Raw genomic sequence first — 11,949 nt, forward strand, 5'->3', positions numbered from 1 at the left:
ATGGTCGACGTTTGAAATAACCCGTATACTAACGATACACACTATGAACGACTGAAGAGAGAGTGAATACCATGAGTGCGAACACCCAATCGATGATCTTTACGATTTACGGCGATTACATTCGCCATTACGGCAATCAAATCTGGGTCGGGAGTTTAATTCGACTCGTCAAAGAGTTCGGACATAACGAACAAGCCGTTCGGGTCGCGGTATCCCGAATGGTTAAACAAGGCTGGCTCGTCTCCGAGAAACAAGGAAATAAAAGCTTCTATTCATTGACACCACGTGGGGTGGAACGGATGGAGGAGGCCGCACGTCGGATCTACAGATCAACACCGCACGACTGGGACGGGAAATGGCGGACGCTGATGTACACGATTCCGGAGGATAAACGCCAGATTCGCGATGAGCTCCGCAAAGAACTGACGTGGAGTGGGTTTGGCAACTTATCGAACGGGGTTTGGATTTCACCGAACCCGCTTGAAAAAGAGGCGGAACGATTGATCGCGTCGTATGAGATTGAAGAGTATGTCGATTTCTTCGTCGGTGAATACCACGGTCCGAAGCAGGATCAATCCCTTGTCGAGCGTGCGTTTCCGCTGGAGGAATTGCAGGAGCGTTACGAGACGTTCATCACGGATTACAGCCGGCAATATATCGTCCATCAGAGTCAGCTCCAACTCGGAGAAATGACGGATGAACAGTGTTTCGTCGAACGGACGATGCTCGTACATGAATACCGGAAGTTTCTATTCACGGATCCCGGATTACCGCAAGAATTGTTACCAGATGCATGGAGCGGACATCATGCGGCACTCTTGTTCGAGCAATATTACCGATTGCTCGCACAACCAGCGAGTCGGTTCTTCGAATCGATCTTTGAAGAGACGCATGATGTATCCCAACGCAGTGCCTCGTACGACGCGGCGGAACATCCGCTGTTTGCAGAGCGGTGAGCATTTATTCGAATGAAAAGAGCGGGACGGATCAGTTGATCCGCCCCGCATTCGTGTCATTCAGATATATTCTGTTCAGCAGATTCTGCGAGAATGTTTCGGAAGGCATATCCTTTATCGACATAAGAATCAATTGACTCCTGAATCATCGCAAGATCCGCTTCTGTTAGTTCACGCACGACTTTACCGGGTGAGCCGATGATCAGCGAACGGGGTGGGAAAACTTTTCCCGATGGAATTAGCGTATTCGCCCCGATGATGCATTCTTCACCGATCTCTGCATGATCAAGAACGGTCGCACCCATTCCGACGATCGAACGACGTCCGATTTTGCAACCGTGTAAAATTGCGTTATGTCCGACCGTTACTTCATCTTCAATGACGACGGGTGCCCCTTCATAGAGATGAATCGTCGCATTGTCCTGGATACTGCATCGTTTCCCAATTGTAATCGGTCCTTCGTCACCGCGTAAGACAGCGTTGAACCAGACGGTAGACTCGGAACCGATCGTGACGTCTCCGATCAGATAAGCGCCAGGAGCGATGAACACATCGGAGGCGACGTTCGGATGAATCGATTGATACGGAATCTTCATAACAGAATGACCTCGTTTCTATAATAAGATGAACTACTATTCATTCCATGTCAGTATAGCATGTGAGTGAAGGCGAGAACGGAGGAAAGACATGTTTCCGATTTGTGAGCTCTTTAAAATTCGATATCCTTTGATCCAAGGAGGAATGGGTAACATTAGTCATGCGGCGCTGACGGCAGCGGTTTCGAATGCCGGGGGACTCGGAACGCTCGGGTGCGGGACATTGTCGGTCGACGAAGTGGCGTCGCGGATTCGCGAGACACGAATGCTGACGGATCAACCATTTGCCTTGAACATTGCGATTCGTGTGTCTCCCTATACAGAAGCACTGATTGATCTCGCGATCGCAGAAAAGATTCCGGTCGTCTCCTTGTCGGCAGGAAATCCAGCACCTTACATAGCGCGACTTCAAGCTGCTGGCATCAAAACGATCGCGGTTGTCGCTTCAGTCAAACAGGCGTTAAAGGCAGAACAGGCAGGCGCTGATGTACTCGTAGCGGAGGGAGTTGAAGCGGCAGGTATCAATTCACCGCTCGAGTTGACGACGCTGACCTTGATTCCGCAACTCGTCGATCGGATCAACATTCCGATCCTGGCAGCGGGTGGGATTGGTGACGGGCGTGGACTAGCAGCTGTTCTGTTGCTTGGTGCGGCTGGTGCCCAGCTCGGAACACGATTGATCGCGACGGAAGAGGCGAAGGTTCATTCGGCATACAAGGCGCACTTAATGGATGCGACCGATACCGATACACGCATCATCGGACGTTCCGTCGGATTCGTCCGACGTGTCCTTGATGGTCCTTACGTCGAACGACTCACAGCAGAGACACCTGCTGCTTTTCTTGATCAGACGAATGAGTCGTATCATATTACGGGCGCTCTTGAGGGCGATGAGGAGAAAGGGTATGTCAACGCTGGACTAGTTGCGGGATTGATTCATGATGTGCCGACTGTTGCGGAGTTGTTTACGCGCATGATGACGGAAGCAGAGGAACAGCTGAAGCAAACGACGACTCGTTTTACGACATGAGCATATAGTGAGGGACCCGTGATTCCACTTGTGGACAGCGGGTTTTTTCATGTTTTTTTGAAAATGGGACATTTGTCCTTTTCAAGTAGGGCACGAGTAAGGTCTACTCTAGTGTAGAGATTAAAGGAGGAGATGACGTGCAAGGAGTCATGTTTGCTTTGATGAGCGGTCTGTTCATCGCCCTGCAAGGCATATTCAATGCGCGCCTTGCGACAGGCGTCGGACCGTGGTTGTCCGTATTGATCGTCCACTTTGTTGGTCTGATGGGTTGTTTAGTCATTTATAGTTTCGTACGAGACCGGAAAATCGGTGGCTTCCGTCAGTTACCGTGGATTTATGCGAGCGGCGGTTTGATTGGTGTGCTAGTCGTCGTAACGGAACTGACAGCAATCCAAAAACTCGGGATGACATGGGCGATGTGTTTATTACTCGTCGCACAGATTTTATGTGCGTTTGTGATTGATTTAAAGGGATGGTTCGGTGTCTTAAAAAAACAAGGAAATCGTGGTCAATGGGTTGGTGTGGGTCTCATGCTTGCAGGAGTTGCGATTTTCTCACTTGCCTAAACGGGGGAAATGAACATGGAAACCGTCATTCAACAGTATGGACTGGATACGATTTTGACGGAAGAGACGCGCGCTTGGTTGCGTCAAGAAACCTTCCAAAAAGGGGAACTCCTCTGTACGACAGGGGCAGCGATCGACCGGATGTACTTCATCGTCGCAGGCAAAGTTAAGATATCTGCTGCCTCGTCAGAAGGGAAACAACGGATTCTACGATTCAAGACACCACTGACGGTGATCGGTGACGCTGAGTTCATCAATGAACGGGAAGTGCTGAATACGGTCGAAGCAGTGACCGATGTCGAGGTGTTGAGCGTACCGTATGCGATTTTACGCGAGCACAATACAACGAACGTCTTTCTGCAATTCTTATTACGCACGATCACAGCGAAGTGGTATGCCGACTCGAAATCAGCGTCGCACCATGTGTTGTATACAGTTGAAGAGCGATTTGCAGGGTATTTGTTATCGATCGCTTCTGAAGCCAGTGACAGTTTATTTTATCAGGAGATGCGGACGTCGAACTTACATGACGTCGCCGACTGGCTTGGAACGAGTTATCGCCATCTCAATCGGATCATCACGAAATTGTGTGAAGAGGAGATTCTCGTTCGACGACGCGGGAAAATCATCATCGTTGATCTGGAGAGGATTCGCGAGAAGGCGAACGGCAATAGCTATGAGTAAGGAGGAACGAACATGGTAATAGGCATCGTGTGTGCCGTATTGGCAGGGATGTTGATCAGTTTACAGACGGTATTGAACGCCCGGATGAGTGACGCGTTCGGTGCTTGGGCGACAACGACGCTAGTCTTCTTCGTTGGCTTCATCGGAGCAAGTGTCACGTATGTTCTGTTTCGTGGTGGAACAATCGGACAGATTCAAAACGTATCGCCACTCTATTGGTTTGGTGGACTTGTCGGTGTCGGCGTCGTTTTTTGTGTCATGCGTGGGATTCAGTTACTTGGTCCGTCCGTCGCGATCTCTGTCGTTCTGATTTCGCAGTTAAGCTTTGCTCTTGCTGTTGATACGTTCGGCTGGTTCGGTTTACCACAAATTGATTTATCGTTCGGTCAGCTCTTCGGTCTCGCCGTCATGGTATGTGGGATCTTCGTTTTGAAACGGTATCAAGTCGTCGCGCCGGAAGAGAAGGCGGCGGATCAAGTAGAACGTGTTTCGTAATAACCGAATACAGAACGAGGACGGTGGTATTCCAATCCACTGTCTTTTTTTGACTAGTTTTTGACCTGGATCATGCGTTTTCTAAAGTAAAGCGAGAGGACAAGGATGAGAAGACCACAGTACAACATGATCGTCGTGATTGAAACATGAAACGACAGTAGAAAAGAGAGAAGCGCATAAGATAATGGAACGAGACCGTTTGACGCGGCATTCACGACACTCATGACACGTCCCATCGTCTGTTCCGCACACTGAGACTGGATGAACGTAATGAAGCGAATATTGATGATGGAAGAAAGGACACCAAGTGACAACAGGATGATCAGGTACAACGAAATCTGCTGGACTTGACTAAGCAGGAAGAAAAGCAAACCTAAGGCGCCAATCAATCGGACCGATGAGGTAAGCCCGTTTTCTTTCTTCTGCGTTAAACCACTCCAGAGCGCCCCTCCGAGCATTCCCATTTGATAAGCCCCTTGCATATAACTTAAATCCATCGCATCTCCTTGGAGCACATCATGAACGAGTAAGGGGATTCCGAGTAAGAGTGGTCCAAAGAAAAAGAAATTGACACAGATGACAAGAAAAAGTGTCTGCTTGAGTTGCTGAAGGTGAAAGACGTAATGTAGCCCTTCTTTTAGTTCAAAGAGAGCTGAATGCTGAAGCGATCGCTTGATCTTAGATTCACGAATACCATACGTGAAGAGAAGCGTCAGACAGAGTGTGCCGAAAATCACGAGAAAGACGTGCGAGTAAGAAGAATGGCTGAGGATGACTCCACCAAGAATCGGACCTGAAAAGAGGGCGATTTGATTAGATGTTTGAATCAGTGAATTGGCTTTAGTGAGTTGTTCTTTCGGAACGAGTGTAGGCAGTAAGGAAGCATTCGCCGGCGAAAAGAATGCATCCACACTACCGAATAGCAAGGCGAATACTAAAATCGTCAGCAATGTAAGCTGATCGGTATGAAGTAATGCGAGAAGACAGAGAATGAAACTGATCCGTAAAGCGCTCGAGATGCGCATGATCGTCGAACGTTTATAGCGATCGGATAGGACGCCACCGAATAACATGAGAAAAATACGGGGTAACAAGGTGGCCATGAGGATGAATCCGAGATATGACGCCTGGTTTAGCGTATGGATGACATACCATTGTTCAACAAACAGATAGGTTGATAGGGAGAGGGCAGAGCACATACCGGACCCCCATAAAAATAAAAAAGATGGATTTTTAAACAGCGATTGTTGCGTATCCATTTCAACAGGCAGCATATGGCACCTCCGGTTTAGACGTCGTCATTCTCAAATAGTGGTTCATCAATTGCAAAGGCAGTCGTCATGATATAGAAGTGTTTTTTATCTTCTTCGTCTAGTGAAGGGGACTGTGTGAACTCGTCCAATAGAGCACGATATTTGGTAGAAAATTGCCGAAAATTGGCTTCAGACATCGTCAGTTCCTTTTGAAGCGATAAGCTCATCCAGTCTTCAACGTTTGAAGACACAGGAGAAAAAGCAGTAGTTGGAGCGGTGAGGACGCGTGTCTTTGCTCGGTCCAATACTTCGAGATACGACTGCCGGGTCGCTTCATTCGTCTCGACGAAGTTCAGTAGATGATCGGCAGGAATGTAGCCTCGAGCAATCGCTTGATAGTATTTCAATAGATTGCCGCCCTGTTCTTCCGTCCGGACGAGGCGAATCAAGTCATGCTTTTCAAGTTCTCGTACATGATAGAGGATCTTTGCGCGGGATAACGTCAGCAAGTGGGCTAACTGATGTACCGTATGTGGTTTTTCGACGAGAAACATGAGGATTTTTGTTCGTAACGGATCACTGATCACTTTTAACTGTTCATAGCTCTCTAATATGTGAATCGCTTTTTGTTCCATGCAATAATCTCCTTTTTAACCGGTTAATTTTTATTAACCGTAAAACAAAAGACTTCATTTGTAAACGATTACAAATTTATGTGAGGGTGTTGGTAAAGAAGACATCATTTGTTTACATACAAAAAGACTGACTCCAGTGACATCTCGGTCATCCTCCACTTTCTACTGGAAAGTAGGGGAAGAACGAGATGTTTGAAATCAGTCTCAGCTACTGTATGTGGTTCGAGGTGATTAGACCGTCGTCGTATCTTTCCATTCCTGCTCGATGAAAGCATCGCGACCAGAAGCAGCACGATCTTTTTTATAGTGTTCTGGATTTTTCTTATGGAAGTCTTGATGGTACTCTTCCGCCGGATAAAATTCAGAAGCGGCATCGATCCGCGTTACGATTGGTTGTTTGAAACGATTGCTTGCAGCAAGGGCGTCACGGGAAGCGATTGCTGCTTCATGCTGCGCATCCGTATGATAGAAAATCGCTGGTGCGTACTGCGTGCCACGATCTTGGAATTGACCTTCTGCATCCGTCGGATCCGTTTGTGGCCAGTAGAGTTCGAGCAGACGCTCGTACGGGAATAGGCTCGGATCAAACGTGATTTGGACGACTTCGAGATGTCCCGTCGTTCCTGTTTTGACTTGCTCATACGTCGGATTGTCGACGTGACCGCCCATGTAACCTGATACGATTCCCTCGATTCCTGGTAATTCTTCAAATGGTGTCACCATGCACCAAAAACATCCACCTGCAAATGTTGCTTTTTCCATCCGTCTCTTCCTCTCCGTGGGAAATTCCCATTGTATGTCTGACAGCGAGAAAAACGAAAACGACTCCTTCGCTTGGTTGCAAAAGGAGTCGCCGCTTTTTATCAACCAAAGCTTTCGCTTTGCTGGTCGTAGCACCTTGCTATGCGCAGGTTGCTGGGACGTCATCGATCCAGATCTCTCGGTCCACTCTTGATAAGGGTATATGAAGTTGATGTCATTCGTTATCATTGTTGTGATGATACCATTCACACAGAAATAAAGTCAATCCTTAGGTTTCAAGGCACGTAAAACCGTCGCTCCGAGTGTCTTCGCACCAATCAACAACGCCTGTTCGTTGATTTCGTACTGCGGATGATGCTGTGGATAGTTGACGCGACCGTCCGTATATCCGGAGCCAGTAAAGAAATAACTTCCCGGGACATGTGTTAGATAATGCGCGAAGTCATCCGCAGCCATCATTGGTGTGAGTGCCCGGACGGATGTTTCCGGTAAGAAAGAAGCGGCTTCCTGAACAAGTTTTGTCTCGTCCGGATGATTCCAGAGCGCCGGGTAACCAGTCGTGAAGTCGATTGAATAGGTGGCACCAATACCGGCACATGTCGTTTTGGCGACAAGATCGACTTCTTGCCGGAGCTGATGCCGCAATGTCTCATTGAACGTCCGAATTTCACCGACGATGCGTGCTTCACCCGTGACGATGTTCGGTGCCGTTCCCGCATGGAAGGATCCGATTGCGAGAACAGCCGGCTCGAACGGATCGACCCGTCGACTGACGAGATGCTGTAAGTTACAGACGAGCTGCGCTCCAGCGACGAGCGCATCTTTTGTTTTGTGCGGTGCTTGCGCATGTCCACCTTGACCATGAACGATGATTTCGAATTCGTCGATTGCACATAATGTATGTCCTTCCCGAAACCCAATCGTACCGACTGGTAAATCATTTTCGAGATGTGTCGCAAAAATCGCATCGACATCTTCGAGGACGCCGGCTTCGATCATTTGGATGGCTCCGCCAGGAAAGACCTCTTCTCCATGCTGATGGATGATTCGAATCGTTCCTTGCAATTGATCGCGTAACGGATAGAGTGTAGCAGCAAGGGCCATCACCATCGCCGTGTGACCATCATGCCCGCAAGCATGCATGACACCGGGATGGATCGACCGGAAGGCAAGCGTCGTCTCTTCTTGAAGTGGTAAAGCATCGAAATCTGCACGGACCGCAATCGTCGGACCAGGCTGTTTGCCTTCGATCGTCGCGACGACACCACGACCTCCGACGGCTGTTTGATAAGGGATGCCCTGCTCCGCGTAAAAGTTTGCAATTCGTTCTGGTGTGCGGACTTCCTGGAAAGAGAGTTCCGGATGTCGATGAAAATCACGACGTAACGCGATCATCGTCGGTTCGAATTGTTCAAGTGCTTCAAAAAGTTGAGTTTGCATCTTCAAGCTCCTTTGACGTGTGTCTTTTCGTGAAAATGGGTACAGATACAGGTAATCACGAAAGGGGATAATGAAACATGGGAGAAATCGTCGTCAACGCTATACTTACAATCAAAGCAGGACTCGCGGATCAAGTTTTCCCGATTCTACAAACGGTCTATCATGCCTCACAAAAAGAAGAAGGATGCTTACGTTATTCCTTGCACCAATCGATCGAGGATGAGCATCAATTCATGCTGTATGAAGTGTATCGGGACGAAGAGGCGCTTGAAGCGCATATCGCATCCGATCATTATAAAGCATACCGTGAACAGATCGAGTTATACTTGATGGATCGACAAGTAACGAAATACGTCGAGATGACATTCTGACGTGTTGCGATAAGAAGAGACGAAGCCGTCGAATTCGACGGCTTCGTCTTTTTTTGTCTTACATCGATTTAAATCCGAGGAAATGCTCTTGCCAACGCGGTTCATAAATCGAATTGATTTGGAGCTGTGAACCGCCCGCATGGATGAAGTGTTCGCTATCGAGCATGATTCCGATATGCGATGGACCATCCGTGTAGGTGTTCTGGAAGAAGACGATATCCGAGCGTTTACCACTCGAGATACTCGTCCGGCGATTCGTAAAGAAAGCACCGTACCAGTAGCCGCGAACGTTCGTCCGACCACCGTATTTTCCAGCCTTATTTGTCGCGTAGTGAATCAAACCGGAACAATCGAAGCCACCGTTCACGGCATTTTGCGATCCCCATGTGTAAGGTGTACCGATATGTTGGACGGCTGCTTGAATCAGCTTTTCACCGCGCGTGTTATTCTTTTTAATGACCCGTTTATCAGACGTAATCGTCACAGCTGAGACCGGAAGATAGACGGGTGTCCAGCCTGACTGGATGACATAGAAGTTTCCGACCCGGTGACGCGGATAAACACGTTTGCCTTGCTCAACGAGTCCGCTGCCTTTTGGACTGGTTGGACTCGAAAAGAAGGATGTCGTCTGTTTGACGGTATAGATTTTCGTTCGATTGATTGCTTTTTGTGTCAGTTTCATATCGGGTTTGCTCGTGCTGATATAAGGGTTGAGGACGTAACCCGTTTGACCGCTGACTAAGCGAACTTGCCAAAAATCATCATCAATTGATTTCAGACCAATCAATTTTGTCCCTTTTTTCAAATAGGCAGCTGGCCGACTGTAAGCGACGTCAGCAGAGAAGAGTGGCGTTTGGTCCAGATGGACATAAAACGTTGTCCCTTTTTTCGCTTTTGCTTTTGGTTTATTTAGTCCGATCCGACTCGAATCGACGAAACCAAAGATATTGTTATATTTGACACGTGTAAAATAACCGCTTTTTCCATAGATGGTGATCGATTTTCCTTTTTTCAACGTACCGATTTTTTTACCCGACAGTTTTGCCTGTGACCGAATGACGACGTCGTCCTCTGTCACGTAACGTTGACCGGTAACGTCATACAGATCCGGCTTTTTCGTGACGAGATCACTCGTCTTGACGTAACCATAGACCGTCCCTTTTTTTAATCGTGTGTAACTACCGCTCGTGCCGTAAATCGTTAGTTTGTCAGCTCGTTTGACAGAATACATCATTTTACTTTTCGTTGAAGCAGACGTATAGACGGACAAGTTGCGTTTGGCGTACCGTGTTCCGGTTGCGGTGTATACTTTTTCACTACCAAGATCAGCTGTTTTAACGTAGGCATGGACTCCGCGGAAAATAATTCGACTGTAGACGCCACTTTTACCGTAGATCGTTAATAAAGTATTTGTTTTTTGTTGATCGATTATGGAGCCGGAAGCATTCGGTGCATTATAGATCGGTGTAGCGCGCTGAACATAGAGGCGTGCGGTCTTTGGATAGTATTTCAACGTACCGAGATGTGCCGTCAATACATAGGCATACTCGTCGTTTCGTTTGATTCGTGTAAATGAACCCTCGACGCCGTACGTCTGAAGAGAAGTATTCACAGGAAGCGATTGTACGACTTCTCCTTTCGTAGTCGCAGTGGCATAGACCGTCGTCTGCTGTTGGACGTAACGCACTCCTGTTTCTGGATGGCTCACGACCTGCGTATCAGCTAAATCAGTCGTCAATACGAAGGCGTAACCGGTCTTAGTCGCCACACGTGTAAAAGTACCCGTCGTCCCGAACGTTTCGAATGCTTGATTTTGAGTGACGGCAGTCTTCGCGCTCGTCGTCTTCGGCTCAACGAAAAGAGAAGTCGCTCGTTTGGCATAACGCGTCCCAACCAATTTCGGAAGTTGCTCGAGTTGTGTCGTTGATACATAGACGTATTGCTCGTTCCATTTCAGACGCGTGAACGTGTCGAAGGTGCCGTATGTATCGATTCGCTGATAAGCGGGAAGTGTCGTCACGACGGTGGGATCAAATGGTGAAGCAACTAATGAGAGTGGACTTTTCGACATCAGCGTTGCTTGTTTTTGAAAAACAGGTGCTGTTTGCGTTAACGCGTTTGTTGCGACATAAGCAGTACCTTCTTGCCAACTGACACGAGTGAAGTCACCGTCCGTACCGAGTGTCTTGAATGTCGTTCCCGCTGGTAGTTGTTGGATGACCGTTGTGGAATCAGCCGTTTGTAGCAACGCAGCATCCTCTTTCAAATAAGCCGTCCCGGTTGTCTCGGTGACTGTTTGTGTTTCTGCTGTCGGTTGAACAGGTGGCGATTCAGCAAAAGCGGGTGCGGGTAAAACCGAGCTCAACATTAACGTTGCGGCAAGTCCAGCAACATGAGCAGTCCATTTTTTCATCAAGAGGTTCACTCCAATTCTTAAAATTTGTCATTATGAATAGTGTAGCATGCGCTTGTTTAAAAATTGATAAAAATCAAAAAAATAGGAGGTTGTTCATGAAAAAACGGTATGCCTCGGCACACCGTTTGAAGTCATATGTTAGTTATCTTCTTCGTGATCCACTTGCCATTCCCAGTCGAGCATGCCGTAAATCAAGGAATCACGCCAGTGGTCTTCGAGATAGACCGTCTCGCGAAGCTGTCCTTCCTTCGTCATGCCGACCTTTTGCAAGACACGTTCGGAAGCGACGTTTCGTGGGTCACACGTTGCCGTGATTCGGTGTAGTTCTAGTTTTTCGAAACCGAATTGGAGAAGGAAAGAGGCGATTGACGTCGCGTATCCGTTCCCCCATTCATCAGGCGAGAGGACGTATCCGATTTCGGCGATTTTATTCTCAACGTCTGTGATGACGAGTTCACCGGCACCGATGACGACGTCACTTGGAAACGTCACGGCAAAGACATAACGACGTCTTGGTGTCTCGAGTTCACTTTCAAGCGCATCGTGTAGGAATTGTTTCGTATCCGTTTCGGTATTCGGTCCCCATGACTGGAATTGACTGACGATGGGTTGTGAGGCATAGGCGTGAACCGCTTCTACATCTTCTGGTGTAAAACGACGAATCCGAAGTTGATCATTGATTTTATAACGCATGCAGCATCCTCCTCATTCAGATGAAGTCACTTTGATTCTATTTGACAGATGG

13 protein-coding genes and 1 riboswitch are annotated in these 11,949 nt (G+C 47.9%); of the genes, 6 read left to right on the top strand and 7 right to left on the bottom strand.

Annotation, left to right across the window (positions count from 1 at the left end; translation table 11 throughout):
- The first annotated feature begins 71 nt into the window (after positions 1-71).
- Positions 72-956, top strand: a complete 885-nt coding sequence (gene paaX, locus EXW93_RS01945) for a phenylacetic acid degradation operon negative regulatory protein PaaX (RefSeq protein ID WP_023467002.1) — start codon at positions 72-74, stop codon at positions 954-956.
- Between the two features lie 56 nt (positions 957-1,012).
- On the opposite strand, the gene EXW93_RS01950 is transcribed toward paaX, so the two are convergent.
- The gene (locus tag EXW93_RS01950; protein WP_023467003.1) at positions 1,013-1,552 is read right to left on the bottom strand and encodes a gamma carbonic anhydrase family protein; all 540 of its coding nucleotides are present in this window, start codon (positions 1,550-1,552) and stop codon (positions 1,013-1,015) included.
- A gap of 91 nt (positions 1,553-1,643) precedes the next feature.
- Here EXW93_RS01950 and EXW93_RS01955 point away from each other — a divergent pair, with 91 nt between their 5' ends.
- The 4 genes from EXW93_RS01955 to EXW93_RS01970 all read left to right on the top strand — a co-directional run bounded on the left by EXW93_RS01955 (position 1,644) and on the right by EXW93_RS01970 (position 4,327).
- Positions 1,644-2,582: an NAD(P)H-dependent flavin oxidoreductase gene (locus EXW93_RS01955; RefSeq protein WP_023467004.1), complete on the top strand. Its 939-nt coding sequence runs from the start codon at positions 1,644-1,646 to the stop codon at positions 2,580-2,582.
- 137 nt (positions 2,583-2,719) lie between these two features.
- Complete coding sequence (locus tag EXW93_RS01960) at positions 2,720-3,148, top strand: DMT family transporter (RefSeq protein WP_023467005.1); 429 nt, start codon at positions 2,720-2,722, stop codon at positions 3,146-3,148.
- A gap of 15 nt (positions 3,149-3,163) precedes the next feature.
- On the top strand, positions 3,164-3,832 hold the full coding sequence (locus EXW93_RS01965; RefSeq protein ID WP_023467006.1) for a Crp/Fnr family transcriptional regulator: 669 nt from the start codon (positions 3,164-3,166) through the stop codon (positions 3,830-3,832).
- A gap of 12 nt (positions 3,833-3,844) precedes the next feature.
- A complete protein-coding gene (locus EXW93_RS01970; RefSeq protein ID WP_174315987.1) occupies positions 3,845-4,327 on the top strand; it encodes a DMT family transporter in 483 nt (160 codons plus the stop codon).
- Between the two features lie 53 nt (positions 4,328-4,380).
- On the opposite strand, the gene EXW93_RS01975 is transcribed toward EXW93_RS01970, so the two are convergent.
- From EXW93_RS01975 to EXW93_RS01990, 4 genes are all read right to left on the bottom strand, one after another.
- Positions 4,381-5,601 carry an MFS transporter gene (locus EXW93_RS01975; protein WP_174315988.1) on the bottom strand — a complete coding sequence of 407 codons (1,221 nt, stop codon included), beginning with the start codon at positions 5,599-5,601 and terminating at the stop codon, positions 4,381-4,383.
- Positions 5,602-5,615: 14 nt separating this feature from the next.
- Complete coding sequence (locus EXW93_RS01980; RefSeq protein ID WP_075642670.1) at positions 5,616-6,215, bottom strand: winged helix-turn-helix domain-containing protein; 600 nt, start codon at positions 6,213-6,215, stop codon at positions 5,616-5,618.
- 231 nt (positions 6,216-6,446) lie between these two features.
- On the bottom strand, positions 6,447-6,977 hold the full coding sequence (gene msrA, locus EXW93_RS01985) for a peptide-methionine (S)-S-oxide reductase MsrA (protein ID WP_023467010.1): 531 nt from the start codon (positions 6,975-6,977) through the stop codon (positions 6,447-6,449).
- Between the two features lie 95 nt (positions 6,978-7,072).
- A riboswitch (SAM riboswitch) is annotated at positions 7,073-7,176 on the bottom strand.
- A 62-nt stretch (positions 7,177-7,238) separates the two neighbouring features.
- Positions 7,239-8,417 carry a M20 metallopeptidase family protein gene (locus EXW93_RS01990; protein WP_174315989.1) on the bottom strand — a complete coding sequence of 393 codons (1,179 nt, stop codon included), beginning with the start codon at positions 8,415-8,417 and terminating at the stop codon, positions 7,239-7,241.
- Between the two features lie 77 nt (positions 8,418-8,494).
- Here EXW93_RS01990 and EXW93_RS01995 point away from each other — a divergent pair, with 77 nt between their 5' ends.
- Positions 8,495-8,788, top strand: coding sequence for a putative quinol monooxygenase (locus tag EXW93_RS01995; RefSeq protein ID WP_174315990.1), 294 nt, complete (start codon positions 8,495-8,497; stop codon positions 8,786-8,788).
- 58 nt (positions 8,789-8,846) lie between these two features.
- Here the strand turns inward: EXW93_RS01995 and EXW93_RS02000 are convergent, their stop codons facing one another.
- A complete protein-coding gene (locus EXW93_RS02000; RefSeq protein ID WP_254606173.1) occupies positions 8,847-11,201 on the bottom strand; it encodes an SH3 domain-containing protein in 2,355 nt (784 codons plus the stop codon).
- Positions 11,202-11,342: 141 nt separating this feature from the next.
- Positions 11,343-11,897: a GNAT family N-acetyltransferase gene (locus EXW93_RS02005; RefSeq protein ID WP_023467014.1), complete on the bottom strand. Its 555-nt coding sequence runs from the start codon at positions 11,895-11,897 to the stop codon at positions 11,343-11,345.
- Positions 11,898-11,949: the final 52 nt, after the last annotated feature.

Origin of the sequence: Exiguobacterium sp. JMULE1, from assembly GCF_013337175.1 — a bacterium.
Classification (GTDB): domain Bacteria; phylum Bacillota; class Bacilli; order Exiguobacteriales; family Exiguobacteriaceae; genus Exiguobacterium_A; species Exiguobacterium_A indicum.

Coding starts and splice junctions, on each gene's coding strand:
- paaX (WP_023467002.1), top strand. CDS start 72: ATGAGTGCGAACACCCAATCGATGATCTTTACGATTTACGGCGATTAC.
- EXW93_RS01950 (WP_023467003.1), bottom strand. CDS start 1,552: ATGAAGATTCCGTATCAATCGATTCATCCGAACGTCGCCTCCGATGTG.
- EXW93_RS01955 (WP_023467004.1), top strand. CDS start 1,644: ATGTTTCCGATTTGTGAGCTCTTTAAAATTCGATATCCTTTGATCCAA.
- EXW93_RS01965 (WP_023467006.1), top strand. CDS start 3,164: ATGGAAACCGTCATTCAACAGTATGGACTGGATACGATTTTGACGGAA.
- EXW93_RS01970 (WP_174315987.1), top strand. CDS start 3,845: ATGGTAATAGGCATCGTGTGTGCCGTATTGGCAGGGATGTTGATCAGT.
- EXW93_RS01975 (WP_174315988.1), bottom strand. CDS start 5,601: ATGCTGCCTGTTGAAATGGATACGCAACAATCGCTGTTTAAAAATCCA.
- EXW93_RS01980 (WP_075642670.1), bottom strand. CDS start 6,215: ATGGAACAAAAAGCGATTCACATATTAGAGAGCTATGAACAGTTAAAA.
- msrA (WP_023467010.1), bottom strand. CDS start 6,977: ATGGAAAAAGCAACATTTGCAGGTGGATGTTTTTGGTGCATGGTGACA.
- EXW93_RS01990 (WP_174315989.1), bottom strand. CDS start 8,417: ATGCAAACTCAACTTTTTGAAGCACTTGAACAATTCGAACCGACGATG.
- EXW93_RS01995 (WP_174315990.1), top strand. CDS start 8,495: ATGGGAGAAATCGTCGTCAACGCTATACTTACAATCAAAGCAGGACTC.
- EXW93_RS02000 (WP_254606173.1), bottom strand. CDS start 11,201: ATGAAAAAATGGACTGCTCATGTTGCTGGACTTGCCGCAACGTTAATG.
- EXW93_RS02005 (WP_023467014.1), bottom strand. CDS start 11,897: ATGCGTTATAAAATCAATGATCAACTTCGGATTCGTCGTTTTACACCA.